12 protein-coding genes and 1 riboswitch are annotated in these 17,159 nt (G+C 74.6%); of the genes, 4 read left to right on the plus strand and 8 right to left on the minus strand.

The features are described 5' to 3' along the window. The first annotated feature begins 82 nt into the window (after positions 1-82). Positions 83-1,654 (plus strand): serine hydrolase, encoded by a 1,572-nt coding sequence (locus ACFZBD_RS16035; protein ID WP_391140109.1) that lies wholly within the window; start codon positions 83-85, stop codon positions 1,652-1,654. On the opposite strand, the gene cobJ is transcribed toward ACFZBD_RS16035, so the two are convergent. The 3 genes from cobJ to ACFZBD_RS16050 are packed head-to-tail and all read right to left on the minus strand — an operon-like array spanning position 1,626 to position 5,235. Next, a complete protein-coding gene (gene cobJ, locus ACFZBD_RS16040; RefSeq protein ID WP_391140110.1) occupies positions 1,626-3,113 on the minus strand; it encodes a precorrin-3B C(17)-methyltransferase in 1,488 nt (495 codons plus the stop codon). The two genes, ACFZBD_RS16035 and cobJ, sit on opposite strands and share 29 nt — an antisense overlap. After that, positions 3,110-3,769, minus strand: coding sequence for a precorrin-8X methylmutase (locus ACFZBD_RS16045; RefSeq protein ID WP_391140111.1), 660 nt, complete (start codon positions 3,767-3,769; stop codon positions 3,110-3,112). Before ACFZBD_RS16045 ends, cobJ begins: the two co-directional genes overlap by 4 nt. Next, positions 3,766-5,235, minus strand: coding sequence for a cobalamin biosynthesis protein CobG (locus tag ACFZBD_RS16050; RefSeq protein WP_391140112.1), 1,470 nt, complete (start codon positions 5,233-5,235; stop codon positions 3,766-3,768). The genes ACFZBD_RS16045 and ACFZBD_RS16050 overlap by 4 nt, the downstream gene beginning before the upstream one ends. A gap of 46 nt (positions 5,236-5,281) precedes the next feature. After that, positions 5,282-5,417, plus strand: a riboswitch (cobalamin riboswitch). Between the two features lie 38 nt (positions 5,418-5,455). Between ACFZBD_RS16050 and cobN the strand changes: the two genes are divergently transcribed. Further along, positions 5,456-9,118, plus strand: coding sequence for a cobaltochelatase subunit CobN (gene cobN / locus ACFZBD_RS16055; protein WP_391140113.1), 3,663 nt, complete (start codon positions 5,456-5,458; stop codon positions 9,116-9,118). A 69-nt stretch (positions 9,119-9,187) separates the two neighbouring features. Here the strand turns inward: cobN and abc-f are convergent, their stop codons facing one another. Both abc-f and ACFZBD_RS16065 read right to left on the minus strand, forming a co-directional pair. Continuing rightward, on the minus strand, positions 9,188-10,777 hold the full coding sequence (gene abc-f, locus ACFZBD_RS16060) for a ribosomal protection-like ABC-F family protein (protein WP_391140114.1): 1,590 nt from the start codon (positions 10,775-10,777) through the stop codon (positions 9,188-9,190). A 164-nt stretch (positions 10,778-10,941) separates the two neighbouring features. Continuing rightward, the gene (locus ACFZBD_RS16065; protein ID WP_391140115.1) at positions 10,942-11,889 is read right to left on the minus strand and encodes a nucleoside hydrolase; all 948 of its coding nucleotides are present in this window, start codon (positions 11,887-11,889) and stop codon (positions 10,942-10,944) included. 148 nt (positions 11,890-12,037) lie between these two features. Between ACFZBD_RS16065 and ACFZBD_RS16070 the strand changes: the two genes are divergently transcribed. Next, entirely contained in the window at positions 12,038-12,994 is a 957-nt protein-coding gene (locus ACFZBD_RS16070; RefSeq protein ID WP_391140116.1) for a hypothetical protein, read from the plus strand. A 2-nt stretch (positions 12,995-12,996) separates the two neighbouring features. Further along, on the plus strand, positions 12,997-13,359 hold the full coding sequence (locus ACFZBD_RS16075) for a GntR family transcriptional regulator (RefSeq protein ID WP_391140117.1): 363 nt from the start codon (positions 12,997-12,999) through the stop codon (positions 13,357-13,359). Between the two features lie 10 nt (positions 13,360-13,369). On the opposite strand, the gene ACFZBD_RS16080 is transcribed toward ACFZBD_RS16075, so the two are convergent. From ACFZBD_RS16080 to ACFZBD_RS16090, 3 genes are all read right to left on the minus strand, one after another. Then, complete coding sequence (locus tag ACFZBD_RS16080; protein ID WP_391140118.1) at positions 13,370-15,028, minus strand: glycosyltransferase; 1,659 nt, start codon at positions 15,026-15,028, stop codon at positions 13,370-13,372. A 258-nt stretch (positions 15,029-15,286) separates the two neighbouring features. Then, a complete protein-coding gene (locus ACFZBD_RS16085) occupies positions 15,287-16,231 on the minus strand; it encodes a sigma-70 family RNA polymerase sigma factor (RefSeq protein ID WP_391140119.1) in 945 nt (314 codons plus the stop codon). A gap of 137 nt (positions 16,232-16,368) precedes the next feature. Beyond that, positions 16,369-17,109, minus strand: a complete 741-nt coding sequence (locus tag ACFZBD_RS16090; protein ID WP_391140120.1) for a protein phosphatase 2C domain-containing protein — start codon at positions 17,107-17,109, stop codon at positions 16,369-16,371. Between the last annotated feature and the right edge of the window lie 50 nt (positions 17,110-17,159).

Below are 17,159 nucleotides of genomic sequence, written 5' to 3' on the forward strand. Positions count from 1 at the left end.
TCCGTCGTCGTGCCCCGCGCGCCGTCACCCTCCGGCGGCGTCCGGAGCGACAACCGGCACCCCCCGGCGTTTCATGAGACCCATGGGAACCAGGGGAACCGTCCGCGGCCTGCTCGGAGTGGGGCTCGTCGGCTTGCTCGCGGGAGCGGGACTCGTCGCGCCCAGTCCGTCGCCGCCCCCGCCCCAGCCCCCCGCCGAACTCGACCGGGCGGACGTGGACCGGGCCGTGCGACGGCTCGACGGTGTCGTACGGGCGGCCATGAAGCGCACCGGAGTGCCGGGGGTGGCCGTCGCCGTCGTCCATGACGGCGAGGTGCTGCACCTGAAGGGGTACGGCGTGCGGAAGGCCGGCGAGAAGCCGGCCGTCGACGCCGACACCGTCTTCCAGCTCGCGTCCGTCTCGAAGCCGATCGCCTCCACCGTCGTCTCCGGGGCCGTGGGGACCGAGGGCTGGACGAAGCCCGTCGCGCCGCGCGTGCCGGGCTTCCGCCTCAAGGACCCGTGGGTCACCTCCCACGTGACGGTCGCCGACCTCTTCTCCCACCGCAGCGGCCTGCCCGACCACGCCGGGGACCTCCTCGAAGACCTCGGCTACGACCGGGAGTACATCCTCTCCCACCTGCGGTATGAGCCCCTCGCGCCGTTCCGGGCCAGCTACGCCTACACCAACTTCGGTCTGACGGCCGCCGCCCAGGCGGTCGCCGACGAGAAGGGCGTGCCCTGGGAGAAGCTCGCCGCCGACACCCTCTACAGGCCGGCCGGCATGGACTCCACCAGCTCCCGCTTCGAGGACTTCGTGAAGGCCCCCGACCGCGCCTACGGCCATGTCCAGGTCGACGGCGTCTGGAAGCCGGAGTTCGTCAGGGACCCGGACGCCCAGGCCCCCGCCGGCGGTGTCAGTTCCACCGCCCGGGACATGGCGACCTGGCTGCGGCTCCAGCTCGGCGACGGCACGCTCGACGGCCGGCGGATCATCGACGCCGCCGCCCTGGAGCGCACCCATCGGCCCGAGTCGGTCTCCCAGCCGCCCCAGGCCCCGGCGGCCAGGACCGGCTTCTACGGCCTGGGCTGGAACGTGAACTACGACGACCAGGCCCGGCTCCGGCTCTCCCACACGGGCGCCTTCGCGGAGGGCGCGCACACCAACGTCACGATGCTGCCGGGCGAGCGGCTCGGCATCGTCGTCCTGACCAACACCGCCCCGGTCGGCGTCGCCGACACCGTCGCCCTCGACTTCTTCGACATCGCGCAGTACGGCGAGCCGACCCGCGACTGGATGCCCCTCGTCCAGGCGCTGTACGAGGAGGAGGCGGACGCCGGCCGGTCCACCACCGACTACGCCCGCCCGCCGTCCGGCGCGGCCCCCGCGCGGGACGCCGACGTCTACGCGGGCACGTACGCGAGCGACTACTACGGCCGGGCGGAGGTCGTCGCCGGCGCCGACGGCGCCCTGACGCTCCGTCTGGGGCCGAAGCCCCTGACGTACCGCCTCACCCACTACGACGGCGACACGTTCAGCTTCCCCACCACCGGCGAGAACGCCGTCGGGCTCACCGGGGTCACCTTCACCCCGGACGGGTCGTCCTTCACCGTCGAGTACCTGGACACGGAGGGGCTGGGCACCTTCACCCGTAGCGGCGCGGAGTCCAGGTGATCGTCCGGCCGTCGCCGCGCTCCACCGCCCGGGTCTGCGAGGAGCCGACGAGCAGCAAGGTGCGCATGTCGACCTCCGAGGGCTCCAGCGTCTTCAGGGTCACCACCCGCACCGACTGCCCGGGGCCGCCGACGTCCCGCGCCACGACCACCGGCGTCTCCGGCGAACGGAGTTCCAGCAGCAGCTCCCGGGCGGCCGCCACCTGGTGCGTACGGGACTTCGACCCCGGGTTGTACAGCGCCAGCACCAGATCCGCCTCCGCCGCGGCGCGCAGCCGGCCGGCGATCACGTCCCACGGCTTGAGGCGGTCGGAGAGGGAGATCGTGGCGTAGTCGTGGCCGAGCGGGGCGCCGGCCGCCGCGGCGGCCGCGTTGGCGGCGGTCACCCCCGGCAGGACGCGCACGGGCACGTCGGCGTACCGCTCCTCGGACGCCACCTCCAGGACCGCCGTCGCCATGGCGAAGACGCCCGGGTCGCCGCCCGAGACGACCGCGACCCGCCGGCCGCGCCGGGCCAGGTCCAGGGCGAACTCGGCCCGCTCGGACTCGACCTTGTTGTCGGAGCCGTGGCGCCGCTGACCGGGCCGCAGGGCCGGCACCCGGTCGAGGTAGGTGGTGTAGCCGACCAGGTCGTCGGCGTTGACCAGGGCACCGCGGGACTCCGGCGTCAGCCACGGCGCGCCCGCCGGGCCGGTGCCGACGACGACGACCTCGCCGCGCTCCCGGGCCTCGGGCGCCACCGCGTCGATACGGGAGGGCAGCACGGCCACCGAGAAGTACGGCACCGTCGCCGCGTCCACCCCGGCCAGTGCCTCGGTCCGCTCGCCGGCCATGAACGCCCGCTCCACATAGCGCGCGTCGTCCAGCCGCCCGGCCCGCTCCAGGGCGCGCCGCACGGTCGGGAACGTCCGGCCCAGCTTCATCACGACCGCCGAGTCGGTGCCCGCGAGCCGGGCCGTCAGCTCGTCCTCCGGCAGCGTGCCGGGGATGATCGTCAGGACCTCCTCGGCCTCGCACAGCGGCTCCCCCAGCCGCGCGGCGGCCGCGCTCACCGAGGTCACACCGGGGATGACGGTCGTGTCGTAGCGGTGCGCGAGACGCTTGTGCATGTGCTGGTACGAGCCGTAGAAGAGCGGGTCGCCCTCGGCGAGGACGGCGACCGTGCGGCCCGCGTCCAGATGGGCGGCGAGCCGGGCCGCCGCCTCCTCGTAGAAGTCGTCCAGCGCGCCCCGGTAGCCGCCGGGGTGGTCGGTGGTCTCCACCGTGAGCGGGTACATCAGCCGCTCCTCGACGTGGTCCTCGCGGATGTGCGCGGCGGCGATGGAGCGGGCGATGGACCGGCCGTGGCGGGCCGAGTGGTAGGCGATCACGTCGGCGGCCTCGATGGCCTTCACGGCGGCGACGGTCATCAGGTCAGGGTCGCCGGGGCCGAGGCCGACTCCGTACAGGGTGCCGCTCATGCCTGGATCTCCGCCTCGGTCGCGATCGCGTTGACGGCGGCGGCCGCCATGGCGCTGCCGCCGCGCCGCCCCCGGACGACGAGGTAGTCGAGGCCGAGCTCCCGGCCCCGCTCCGCCAGGGCGTCCTTGGACTCGGCGGCGCCGATGAAGCCGACCGGTATGCCGAGGACGGCCGCCGGGCGGCCGGCGCCCCGCTCGATCATCTCCAGGAGGCGGAAGAGCGCGGTGGGGGCGTTGCCGATGGCGACGACCGAGCCTTCGAGGCGGTCGCGCCACAGCTCCAGGGCGGCGGCGCTGCGGGTCGTGCCGAGTTCGGCGGCGAGGGCGGGCACCGAGGGGTCGGAGAGGGTGCAGACGACGTCGTTGCCGGCGGGCAGCCGCTTGCGGGTCACCCCGCTGGCGACCATCTGCGCGTCGCAGAGGATCGGCGCGCCGGCGCGCAGGGCGGCGCGGGCGCGGGAGACGACCTCGGGCGAGTGGGCGAGGTCCCGGACGAGGTCGACCATGCCGCAGGCGTGGATCATCCGGACCGCGACCTGGCCGACGTCGGCGGGCAGACCCGCGAGATCCGCTTCGGCGCGGATCGTGGCAAAGGACTGGCGGTAGATCTCCGCGCCGTCCTTCTCGTAGTCGAACATCGTGTTGCTCTCGCTCATCTCGTGGTGGGTGTACGGGCTGTCGCCACAGCGGCCGCCAGTTGCGTTCGGGGGGTGGGGACGCCGTCGACCTCGTACGTACCGTCGCCGGTGGCGACCACGTCCACCCAGCTCCCCTTCGGATGGCCGCAGCGCCGTGCGCAGCCGGAGAAGTGGACGGGCAGCCGGCGGGGCGGGGGGCCGCCGTCGTCGGTGGGTCCGGGGCCGCCGGCGCGGCCGGGGGTGGCGTCCGCCCGGACGTCGGCGAGGGACCGGGCGCAGCCGGGCCGCCCGGTGCAGGCGCCGACGCCGAGCCAGGGGGAGTCGTCGCGGGTGATCAGTCCGGCTTCGGCGAGGGCGTCCCGCCGCGCCTCGGCGGCCGTACGGTCGGCGAGGCCGGTCACGACGGCGCCGCGCCACGGGGTGAGCCGCAGTTCGCCGCCGCCGTCGCCGGGGGCGAGGGCGCGCAACTGGGCGGAGGTGAGGCGGCCGAGCGGCAGGGCGACGGAGACGGCGTGCCGGCCGGTCGCCGGGTGGGCGAGCACGCCGGGGAGCGGGCCCTGCCCGCTCGGATCCGGGCACGCGCCCGGGGTGTCCGGTGCGGCCGGGACGCCCGCGCGGGCCAGCGCGCCCGCGAGGTCCGGCCGGACGGCCCCGGGCAGCTCGTGGACGCGCCAGGCCCCGGTCCCGGCCGTGCGGGCGGCGGCGAGGAAGGCGTCGGCGGCCGCGAGGGCGGCGCGCGGCGCGTCGGCGGCGGCGACCCGGAACACCTGGCGACCGACCCGCAGGAGCGCGCCGCCCGCGCGCTCCGGGTCGTACCCGTGCTCCGGGTCGTCCGCGTGCTTCGGGTCGTGTCCGTGCTCAGGGTCGTCCGTGTGCTCCGGGCCGTGTCCGTGCTCCGGCGGAGCGGGCGGGCGGACGGCCCCGGCCGTCGCAGCGACCCCCGGCGCCCCCGCCCCCGTTGAGAACAACGTCACATCCGCGCCCAGCCCGCCGACGTCTCCCCGCCCGTCGTCGAAGGCGAAGAGGAAACGGCCGGAAAGCGCTGCCGTCCACGCCCGCGCGCAGAGCAGCGCGTCCAGCTCGCGCGCCCACAACCGCGCGTCCCCGCAACCGTTTCCGTCGATCCCCGCCAGCGGCGAGACCACGATGTTCCGGACGCGTTCGTGGGTGGCGGAGGGCAGCAGTCCGGCCGGGGCGAGCAGCCCCGCGAGGTCGGCCCCGCAGCCCTCGCCGAGGCCGCGCAGCTCCACGTTGCCCCGCGAGGTGACGCTGATCCGCCCGTCGCCCAGCTCCTCCGCCGCCACGGCCAGGGACTCGACCTGACGTACTGTCAACGCGCCTGCGGGCAGCCGCAGTCGGGCCAGGCGCCCGTCGTCGGCGGGGTGCAGGCGCAGCGCCCCCGGGCAGGCGTCGCCACGGTCCCGTATGACGGGTTCGCCCTGGTTGGGCGTGGTGGGTGGGGTGGGCGGCATGGCGGCGAGCATACCCACGTGGTCGCGGGCGACCCTTCGGGCCGCCGCGGGCAGGATCTACTATGCAGACGGCATGGGGTCCCAGGACCCCGGGGAGGAAGCCCGGTGAGAATCCGGCGCGGTCCCGCCACTGTGAGCCCGCCCCGGGAACGGGGGCCGGGTGAGTCAGGAACTCCCGCCGTCCACACGACCACCCGGGGCGCGGACAACCCCGAGGAAGGCCTGCGCTCGCATGCGAATTCTGTTGCTGTCGCACTCCGACACCGACCTGCTCAGCGCCCGCGCGGCCGGCGGTCCGGTCGGGTACCGGTTCGCCAACCCCTCCCGCCTCGCCCCCGGGGACCTTCCCGGGCTGCTCGACGGCGCCGACCTCGTCGTCGTCCGCCTCCTCGGCGGCCTGCGCGCCTGGGAGGACGGCCTGCAGACGCTGCGGGCGACGGAGAAGCCGCTGGTCGTGCTCTCCGGCGAACAGGCCCCGGACGCCCAGCTGATGGAGAGCTCCACGGTCCCCGTCGGCGTCGCCACCGAGGCCCACGCCTACCTCGCGCACGGCGGCCCGGCCAACCTGGAGCAGCTCGCCCGGTTCCTCTCCGACACCGTGCTGCTCACCGGCCACGGTTTCGAGGCCCCGGCCGCCGCCCCCACCTGGGGCCCCCTGGAGCGCGAGCCGAGGCGGACCGACGGCCCGACGGTCGCCGTGCTCTACTACCGCGCCCACCACATGAGCGGGAACACCGCCTTCGTCGACTCCCTCTGCGAGGCGATCGAGGACGCCGGCGCCCGCGCGCTGCCGCTGTACGTCGCCTCGCTGCGGGCCCCCGAGCCCGAGCTGATCGAGACGCTCAGGGGCGCCGACGCGATCGTCACCACCGTCCTCGCGGCGGGCGGCACCAAGCCCGCCGAGGCGCAGGCCGCAGAAATGGGGGTGTCGCGAAGCGACTCGGACAAGGGTGGTGGTGGGCGACGGGCGGGCGAAGAGGCGTGGGACGCGGGGGCGCTCGCCGCCCTCGACGTACCGATCCTCCAGGCGCTCTGCCTCACCGGTTCGCGTGCCGCCTGGGAGGAGAACGACGAGGGGCTCTCGCCGCTGGACGCCGCCAGCCAGGTCGCGGTGCCCGAGTTCGACGGCCGGCTGATCACCGTCCCGTTCTCCTTCAAGGAGATCGACGAGGACGGCCTCCCGGCCTATGTCGCGGACACCGAGCGCGCCGCCCGCGTCGCCGGGATCGCCGTGCGCCACTCCCGCCTGCGGCACATCCCGAACGCCGGGAAGAAGCTCGCCCTGGTCCTCTCCGCGTACCCGACGAAGCACTCCCGGATCGGCAACGCGGTCGGCCTCGACACCCCCGCCTCCGCCGTCGCGCTCCTGCGCCGCCTGCGCGAGGAGGGGTACGACTTCGGCCCCGTCGAGGAGATCCCGGGCCTGGTCTCCGGCGACGGCGACGAGCTGATCTACGCCCTGATCGAGGCCGGCGGCCACGACCAGGACTGGCTGACCGAGGAGCAGCTGGCCCGCAACCCGGTCCGCATCCCGGCGGCCGACTACAAGCGCTGGTACGCCACCCTCCCCGAGGAGCTGCGCCGCCACGTCGAGGAGCACTGGGGCCCGGCGCCCGGCGAGATGTTCCTCGACCGTTCGCGGAACCCGGAGGGCGACATCGTCCTCGCCGCCCTGCGGCGCGGGAACCTGCTGATCCTCATCCAGCCGCCGCGCGGCTTCGGCGAGAACCCGATCGCGATCTACCACGACCCCGATCTCCCGCCGTCCCACCACTACCTGGCCGCCTACCGCTGGATCGCGGCGCGCGCCGAGGACGGCGGCTTCGGCGCGGACGCCATGGTCCACCTCGGCAAGCACGGCAACCTGGAGTGGCTGCCCGGCAAGAACGCCGGCCTGTCCGCCGCGTGCGGCCCGGACGCGGCGCTCGGCGACCTGCCGCTGATCTATCCCTTCCTGGTCAACGACCCGGGCGAGGGCACCCAGGCCAAGCGGCGCGTGCACGCCACGCTCGTCGACCACCTGGTGCCGCCGATGGCCCGCGCCGACTCCTACGGCGACATCGCGCGCCTGGAGCAGCTCCTGGACGAGTACGCGCAGATCTCCTCCATGGACCCCTCGAAGCTGCCGGCGATCCGCGCGCAGATCTGGACGCTGATCCAGGCCGCCAAGCTCGACCACGACCTGGGGATGGAGGACCGGCCCGAGGACGACGGCTTCGACGACTTCCTGCTGCACGTCGACGGCTGGCTCTGCGAGGTCAAGGACGCGCAGATCAGGGACGGTCTGCACGTGCTCGGCGGGGCGCCGACGGGCGAGGCGCGGGTCAACCTCGTGCTGTCGATCCTGCGCGCCCGGCAGATCTGGGGCGGTACGCAGGCCCTGCCCGGCCTCCGGGAGGCCCTGGGCCTCGACGAGTCGGCGGCGACCCTGCGCACGGCGGACGAGGCGGAGGAGAAGGCCCGGCAGCTGGTCGAGGCGCTGGAGGCCGCGGACTGGTCCGTGGACGCCGTCGCGGAGATCGCGGGCGCCCACGGCCCGGAGGTGGCGGACGTCCTGCGCTTCGCCTGCGAGCAGGTGGTGCCCCGCCTGGCGTCCACCACCGACGAACTCGGTCACGCCGTCCACGCGTTGAACGGCGGCTTCGTGCCGGCCGGTCCTTCGGGCTCGCCGCTGCGCGGCCTGGTCAACGTCCTGCCGACCGGCCGCAACTTCTACTCCGTCGACCCGAAGGCCGTCCCCTCCCGCCTCGCGTGGGAGACGGGTCAGGCGCTCGCCGACTCCCTCCTGGAGCGCTACCGCACCGACAACGGCGACTGGCCGACCTCCGTGGGCCTCTCCCTGTGGGGCACCAGCGCGATGCGCACGGCCGGCGACGACGTGGCCGAGGCGCTGGCCCTGCTCGGCGTCCGCCCGCTGTGGGACGAGGCGTCCCGGCGGGTCAACGGCCTGGAGGCGATCCCGCTCGCCGAGCTTGGCCGCCCCCGCGTCGACGTCACCCTGCGCATCTCGGGCTTCTTCCGGGACGCGTTCCCGCACGTCATCGGCCTCCTGGACGACGCCGTACGGCTCGTCGCCTCGCTCGACGAGCCGGCCGACGCCAACTTCGTACGGGCGCACGCGCAGGCCGACCTGGCCGAGCACGGCGACGAGCGGCGCGCCACGACCCGGATCTTCGGCTCCCGGCCGGGCACGTACGGTGCCGGCATCCTCCAGCTGATCGACTCGCGCGACTGGCGCACGGACGCGGACCTCGCCGAGGTCTACACCGTGTGGGGCGGGTACGCCTACGGCCGCGGTCTCGAAGGGCGCCCGGCCCGGGCGGAGATGGAGACGGCGTACAAGCGGATCGCGGTGGCGGCGAAGAACACCGACACCCGTGAGCACGACATCGCCGACTCCGACGACTACTTCCAGTACCACGGCGGCATGGTGGCGACCGTCCGCGCGCTGAAGGGCACGGCCCCCGAGGCGTACATCGGCGACTCCACCCGACCGGAGACGGTCCGCACCCGCACCCTGGTCGAGGAGACCTCGCGGGTCTTCCGGGCCCGCGTGGTCAACCCGAAGTGGATCGAGGCGATGCGCCGCCACGGCTACAAGGGCGCGTTCGAGCTGGCGGCGACCGTCGACTACCTCTTCGGCTACGACGCCACGACCGGCGTGGTCGCCGACTGGATGTACGACAAGCTCACGGAGACGTACGTCCTGGACCCGGAGAACCAGGCCTTCCTCAAGGAGGCCAACCCGTGGGCGCTGCACGGCATCGCGGAGCGCCTCCTGGAGGCCGAGTCCCGCGGCATGTGGGAGAAGCCGGACCCGCAGGTCCTGGCGGCGCTGCGCGAGGTCTTCCTGGAGACCGAGGGTGACCTGGAGGACGACGGCACGGAGGGCTGACGCCCGGCGGCGGGCGGGGCCGGGGGCGACGGCCCCGGCCCGGCCACGGGGGGTGCCGGGGGCCGGCGGTCACGCCGCGCAGCGGGCGGCCGGCCAGGGGGTCAGTTCCAGGCGCCGGCCCCGGAAGCGCTCCCGGACCCGGCGGTCGTGGGTGACGATCACCAGAGTGCCCCGGTAGTCGGCCAGCGCCGCGTCCAGGTCCTCCACCAGGCCGGGGGAGAGGTGGTTGGTCGGCTCGTCGAGGAGGAGCAGGTCCGCGGGGCGGCCGACCAGATCGGCGAGTTCCAGACGGCGGCGCTGACCGGCCGACAGGAACCGGACCGGGGTGGCCAGGTCCTGCGCCGCGAAGAGGCCCAGGGCCAGGAGCTCCTCGGCCCGCTCCGCGCCGAAGGACTCCGCGACCGTACGGGGGTCGTCCGCGCGGGCGGCCGTGTCCTGGCGCAGGAAACCGACCCGGCGCGGGGCGGTCACCGTCCCTTGGTCGGGGGCGAGTTCACCGGCGAGGAGCCGCAGGAGCGTGGTCTTGCCCGCCCCGTTCGGCCCGGTGACCAGCAGCCGCTCCCCGGCCTCCAGGCGCAGCGCGTCCAGGCGCAGCCGCCCTTCCACCCGTACGCCGGTCAGGTCCACCGCCCCGCCCGACCCCGCCACGCGCCCGGTGAACCGCAGCGGCTCCGGGGGCGCGGCCACCGGGTGGGCGGTGAGCCGCCGCAGCCGTTCCCGCGCGGCGCGGATGCGGCCCATCGCGCCGTGCGCCCGTGACCGCGCCCGGAACGCCCCGGCCCCGCTGAAGGAGGCCGGTGCCTTGCGCGGGATGGCGGAGAAGCGGTCGATGTTCGTGTCGGCAAGTGCCGAGCAGCGGGCCAGTTCGGTCCGCCACTCCTCGTACTCCCTTTCCCGGCGGGCCCGTTCGGCCGCGCGGCCGGCGAGATAGCCGCCGTAGCCGTCGCCGTAGCGCCGCAGCCCGTGGCGGGTGTGGTCCACCTCCAGGACGGCCGTGGTGACCCGGTCGAGGAAGACCCGGTCGTGGGTGACGGCGACGACCGTCCCCCGGTGGGCGCGCAGGCGCTCCTCCAGCCAGGCGACCGCCTCGTCGTCGAGGTCGTTGGTCGGCTCGTCGAGGAGCAGCAGTTCGGGGTCGGCGGCGAGCGTGGCCGCGAGCGCGAGGCGGGAGCGCTGCCCGCCGGAGAGCGTGCCGAGCCGGCGGTCGCGGTCGAGCGGGGCGGGCTCGCCGAGCCGCCGGAGCGTCGTCTCGACCCGCCGGTCGGCGTCCGGTCCGCCGCGCGCGTCGTAGGCGGCGAGCAGCTCCGCGTACCCCTCCAGGTCGCCCGTGCGCGCCAGCGCGGCCTCGGCGGCGCGGATCCGGCGCTCCAGGTCCCGCACCTCGGCGAGCGCGAGGTCGACCGCGTCGCCGACGCGCGCGGAGCCGGGCAGGTCCAGGGTCTGGGCGAGATGGCCGAGGCCGCCGGGGGACTCGACGGTGACGGTGCCGGCGTCGGGGGCCTCCCGGCCGGCGAGGAGCCGGAGGAGGGTGGACTTCCCGGAGCCGTTGTCGCCGACGACGCCGACGCGTTCGCCGGCGCGGACGGAGAGGTGGACGCGGTCGAGGACGAGCCGGTCGTCATACCGCTTGACGACCTCGGTGAGATGGGCACGGAACAAGGGCGCGGCCTTCCGCTCGACGACAATGCGGCACGAGACGTATCGTCTCGTTGTGTCCTCGACTGTAGACCGGGGAACCCGGCATGGCAAGACGCTGCGTCTCGTTTACGGTTCCGGGGTCGTCCGACCCGTTCGCCTCTCGCCTCTCGGCTATCGGCGGTCGGCTATCGGCGGTCGCCGAGGACCCGTACGGCGTCGATCATCAGGTCCCAGAAGCCCGGCACGTCGACCTCCATGCCCACCTCCGCGTTGGCCGTCCGGCCCGTCACGCCGTCGAGGTCCACGACCGTCGCCCCGCGGGTGTGCGTCCCCGCCAGCTCGACCGCGACCGGCGCCCGCACCAGGCTGATCAGCGACGGGTCGATCAGATGCGCCACGGTCAGCGGGTCGTGCACGGGCGGGGTGTCGAAGCCGTACACCTCGCGGTAGGTCCCGGCGAAGTAGGTCAGCAGCGCCACGCAGAGCCGGGAGAGCGGGGTGCCGAGCGCCGCGATCCGCGAGATGACCTCCGGGGTCGCGCGGACCTGGTGGGTGGCGTTGAGGCCGAACATCGTCACCGGGCGGCCGCTGGTGAAGACGATGTCCGCCGCCTCCGGGTCGCAGCGGATGTTGAACTCCGCCGCCGGGGTCGTGTTGCCGCGCCCGGTCGAGCCGCCCATCAGCACGATCCGCTCGATCCGGTGGCTCAGCTCCGGGTGGGCGAGCAGGAACGTTCCGACGTTCGACAGCGGTCCGGTCGCCACGAGCGTCACCGGCGCCGGATGGGCGAGCAGGGTGTCCCGGACGAGCGTGAGCGCGTCGCGCGGGTCCTGCGGCACGTCGGGCTCGTCTTCGCCGAAGCCGGGTCCGTCGAGCCCCGAGTCGCCGTGGATGTTCTCGGAGACCAGCGGCGCGCCGTGCATCGGCCGGTCCCGGCCGGCCGCGATCGGCACCCCCTCGATCCCGGCGACGGCGCAGACCCGGCGCGCGTTGAGGGTGGTGCTCTCGACCGTCTGGTTGCCCGCGACGGTGGTGATGGCCAACAGGTCGATCGCCGGATGGGCCGCGGCCAGCATGATGTTGAACGCGTCGTCGTGACCGGGATCGCAGTCGAGGATCACGGGTACGGCCATACCTCCACCGTCCCACACCACCGCCGCGCGGTCACTCACCCGCGCACACCGACGGGTCGGGGACGGGCCGGGGGCGCCGTCCATAATGGCGTCTGTCTTACTTGTTCTAGTAGAGTGCAAACAAGTCGTTCAATAGGGAGGCTCTTCGATGAACCGTGGCCCGACCCGTCTCCGGGTGCTCACCGCACTCCCGTTCCTGCTCGCGCTCGCCCTGCACCTCACCCTCCTCGCCCTGTGGCACGACCGGCTGCCCGACCCGCTGGCCACCCACTTCTCCACCCAGGGCGGCGGCCGCGCCGACGGCTGGACCGGGCTGACCGCCTTCGGCCTGGTCAGCGCCGGCCTGCTCCTCGGCCTCGGCGCGGGCTGGACCGTTCTCGTACGCCGGAACGCGCTCTGGGGGGCGTGGGCGACGGCCGGCTTCACGACCGCCCTCTTCGCCCTCCTCCTCCGGGACAACCTCGACGTGACCGACGCGGGCGGAGTCGTCTCCCCGCTGGTGAACCTCACCGTCGCGGCGGGCGCGGCGGCGGTCACCGCCCTCGCCGGCCTGGCGCTGACCCGGTCCGTACCGCAGGAGGACCCCGCCTCCCGGGCTGGGCAGGACGGGAAAGGCCCCCGGCTGCCGCTCGGCGCGAGCGAGGTCGCGGGCTGGTCGCGGGCGACGGACTCCCGTGCGATGACGACGGCGGGCGCGGTGGCCGCGGCGGTGGGCCTGGCCGGCACCCTGGGGGCCTATCCGGCGCCGTGGCCGCTCCCCCCGGTCCTGGTCCTCACCGGCCTCGCCACCCTGCTCCTGGCGCGGGTCCGCGTCACCGTCGACCGGCGCGGCGTGACCGTCCGCCCGGCGCTGGCGCCCTGGCCGCGCCTCTCCGTGCCGCTCGACGGTGTCGAGAGCGCGGTCGCCCGGGAGGTCGACGCGCCCGCCGAGTTCGGCGGCTGGGGCTACCGCGTCCGCGCCCACCGCACCGGCCTCGTCCTGCGCTCCGGCGAGGCGCTGGTCATCCGCCGGCCGGGCGGCCGCGAGTTCGCGGTCACGGTCCCCGACGCGGCGACGGCCGCCGCCCTGTTGAACACCCTGGTCGACCGCCGTGGGAGGCTCTGACCATGCTGTTCCGGGTCGACCCCGCCTCCGCCGTCCCCCTGGGCGACCAGGTCGCCGCCTGCGTCCGCGGCGCCCTCGCCGACGGCACCGCCACCGCCGGCGAACGCCTCCCGGCCGCACGGGAACTCGCCGACTCCCTCGGCGTCAACGTCCACACCGTCCTGCGGGGCTACCAGCGGCTGCGCGAAGAGGGCCTGATCGAACTCCGCCGCGGCCGCGGCGCCGTGATCGTCCCCGGCGCCTCGGTCCCCGACCGGGCCCGGCTGGTCGAACGCGTCCGCGACGTGGTGTCGGAGGCGAAGGGCCTCGGCCTGACGGACGACGACATCCTCACCCTGGTCCACACCACCCTGGCATCCCCCTGACACCGACGGGCTACTTCCAGTGGACGCGGGCCCGTACCGCCCGCGCGGCCTTCCAGCCGAAGCTCACCGCATAGGCGGACACCGCCGCCGGGGCCGCCCGCAGCCGCAGCACCAACTGCCCCTCGCGCGGCCCGACACGGGCGGTGCGCAGACGCTTCCCCTTGCCCGGCAGCGACAGCGCGTGCTCGTCCGCCCGGCGCGAGATCCGGCCGCTGAGCGCCGCCCCGAGCCCGCCGTGCGCGGTCACCCCGTGGGCGGTGCAGCGCAGCGAGACGTGCCAGTCGCCGTTCGGGAGCGCGGCGCCGTCGGCGAGGGTCGCCAGATCGACGGAGGCCCGGAAGCGGGCGCGGCCGTAGTCGTACGTCTCCTTGCCGCGGCTGACCGTCAGGTGGGGCGAGGGCACCTGTTCGGCCCGTGCGGAGAACTCCCGGCCGTCGCCGCCCTTTTCGCGGAACACCACCTCGGTGACCAGGTCGTCGGTGTCCACCTGGTCGAGGTAGGCGTAGCCCGAGAGATCGAGGACGGTGCCCTTCCAGGCGAGGCGGTCCACCCAGCGGCGCGGGCTGGCGCCCACCGTCGCGGCGGTGATGTCGCAGAGCCGTTCGTACTCCGGGGAGTCGGCGGACGGGAACGGCGGAGCCGCGTACACCCGGCCGCCCCGGACCAGCGTCTTGCCCGGCCGGCCCGCGAGGTCCCAGGCGACCACCTCGGCCAGCTCCTCGACGAGCCCCTCGCGCAGGCAGTGGGCGACCAGCCGCTCGGCGACGCTCAGCTTCGCGAGGACGGCCGGGGTGACCCACTCCCGCGCGTACGGCCGGGCCAGTTCGACCAGCGCCGCCCGCTCGCTCGCGTCGGCGGCGACGAACTCCGCGTCGAAGCGGCGCAGCATCTCCACCCGCACATGACGGCAGACCAGGTGGTCCCGCAGCGGCCCGGGTTCGGTCAGGCCGGTGACCAGCTCGACCATCTCGGCCGCCTGGCGCAGGGAGACGTCGAGGTCGATGCCGTGCGCGGTGATGTTGCCGTCGTCGCCGCGCTTGACGACGTAGTAGCAGGCGTAGTCGCCGACGACGGAGATCACCGTGCTGTGCAGATAGGCGCGCGCGACGAAGTGCTGGTCCTCGCTGATCCGCATGTGCTCGGGGAACCGGAGGCCGTTCTTCTCGATGACCTCGCGCCGGAACAGCTTGAACGGCATGAGGGTGTAGTAGATGTCGCCCTTCGACAGGTCCGCCTTGTCGACGTTCTTGGCGAAGACTTGCTTGGGCACGCGCCGGTTCACCCCGACGAGCTTGCCGAGGACGATGTCCGAGTCGTTCTTCTCGGCCATCGCCACGAGCCGCTCCAGGGCCTCCGGCCCCAGGCAGTCGTCGCCGTCGAGGAAGAAGACGTACGTCCCCTCGGCGTGGTCGAGCCCGACGTTCCGCGGCCGGCTCGGCCCTCCGGAGGCCTCCTGGTGGATGACCTTCACCTGTCCGGGGTACCGCTTCGCCCACTCGTCCAGGACCTTGCCGCTGCCGTCCGTGCTCCCGTCGTCGACCGCGACGACCTCCAGGGCGTCCATGCCGATGGTCTGCTGGGCGACGGAGGCCAGCGTCTGCTCCAGGTACGGCATGGCGTTGTAGACGGGGACGACGAGAGAGACGCGGGGCGGGCGCGGGACGTTCATCGAATGGTTCCCCCTGTGTGGAAACGGTGAATACGTCGATGAGGAGGATGCGAGATCCGGCGGTCCGGTTTCGGTACGGCGGGAGCGAGCGCTCGGAAGGGCGGGCGGTCCCTGCTGAGGAGGAGACCGATCTCCGCATCGATTCGCGCGGATCCTACCGCTTTCAGAAGGGCTGCCCGACCGGTATGTCCATGTTCTTATCCGATCGGGCACGGGGCCCCGGTGGTCCGCTCTCGCGCCCCCGCGCGGGGCGGCGGATCAGTCGTCGAGCGCGTCGGGACCGGGCAGCGCGTCGGGACCGGGCACGGCGAGGTCGAGTCCCGGCAGGGCCGCCGGGTCGGCGACGATGTCGATCTCCGTGATGAGACCGTCGGCCGTCGTGAAGCGGAGGACCAGGGCCAGCCGGCCGTCGCGGGCCATCGCCAGCCCGAGGAGACCGTCGACCAGGGCCGGTCCCGTGAACCGCGCCCGTCCCATGGCCGCCATCGCGCTCTGGGCCACCGTCCGGGCGCCCTCGACGACGATCGGCTCGGGGCTCGGGACGACGAACCGGTCGGCCCGCAGGACGACATCCGGGTGCAGCAGCCGGAGCAGCGCGTCGAAGTCCCCGCCCCGGGTGGCGGCCAGGAACGCCTCGACCAGCCGCCGCTGCCGCCTCCCGTCCGTCCCGGGCTTCGGGGCGGCGCCCTTGACGCGACGGCGGGCGCGGCTGGCGAGCTGACGGGTCGCGGCCGGGGTCCGCTCGATCATCGGCGCGATCTCGTCGAACGGCACGGCGAACATGTCGTGGAGGACGAACGACAGCCGCTCGGCGGGAGTGAGGGTGTCCAGGACCACCAGGAGCGCGAGGCCGACCGAGTCGGCCAGCAGCGCCTCCTGCTCGGGATCGGCGCCCTCCCCGCTGCTCCCGTCCGGGGCGGACCCCAGGGGGCCGGAGGCGCCCGGCGGCTGGTAGGGGTCGAGCGGCTCCTCCCGCCGCTGCGCGCGCGAACGGAGCAGGTTGAGGCAGACCCGCCCGACGATCGTGGTCAGCCAGCCGCCGACGTTCTCGACCCGGCCGGTGTCGGCGCGACCGACGCGCAGCCAGGCCTCCTGCAGCGCGTCCTCGGCCTCGGCGAGCGAGCCGAGCATCCGGTAGGCCACCGCCCGCAGATGCCCGCGGTGTTCCTCGAAACGCTCGATCGGCAGGCCGGGCTCGTCCATCCGTCGGATTCCTCGCGCTGGGGATCAGGGAAGGGGCGCACACGCAAGCGGTGCGCTCTCAAGCGGTGCACTCTCAACCTATCGAGTGACGCCCGCCGTTGACGCGGGTACCCCGGCGGCGCCAGCCCACCCCGGCGCTACGCCCCGACGCGTACCAGCGCGAGCGTGATGTTGTCGGGCCCTCCGGCGTCGATGGCCGCCTTCCACAGCTCGTACGCGGCCCGGCCGTCGTCGTGCACCCGCAGCAGCGCGGCGATCTCCTCGTCCGGTACGGGGTCGGTCAGCCCGTCGCTGCACACCAGGCGCCGGTCGCCGACGGAGAGCGGGGCGGCGGAGACGTGCGGGGTGACGGGGGCGGGGTCAGGGCCGCCGCCGAGGGTCTGGGTCACCACGGCCGTGGTGCGGTGCCCGGGGGCTGGCGGCGGGCTGTCGTCCACGCTGAGCTGGCGCAGCGCCGTGCCGGTCGCGTCGTACACCTTGCTGTCGCCGACGTTGAACGACAGCAGGGAGTCCTCCAGGACGACCACGCCGGCGACGGTGGTCCCCATGGTGAACCGCCCCGGATCGTCGCCGGCGGCCTCGTACACCGCGCGGTTGCACAGCTCCAGCGCGTCGCGGACCGCTTCCTCGCCGTCCAGCGCGTGTCCGAGCCAGGAGAGCCGGCGGACGACCAGCGCGCTGGCCACCTCGCCGGCGGGCTGCCCGCCGAGGCCGTCGGCGACGGCGACGACGAGCGGCCTGCCGAGCGGGAAGACGAAGGTCTGGGGCGTCTCGGTCACGGTCCCGCACAGGATCCACGGCCCGACGGCCAGGCTGTCCTCGTTGTGCTCGCGCACCAGCCCGTCGTGGCTGAGCGCGGTCACGGCTACGTATGCCACACCTTCATTGTGTACCGGCACCGGGCGGCGTGTACCGGTGAAGCCGCCCG

This window comes from Streptomyces sp. NPDC008121 (assembly GCF_042957155.1).
Taxonomy (GTDB): domain Bacteria; phylum Actinomycetota; class Actinomycetes; order Streptomycetales; family Streptomycetaceae; genus Streptomyces.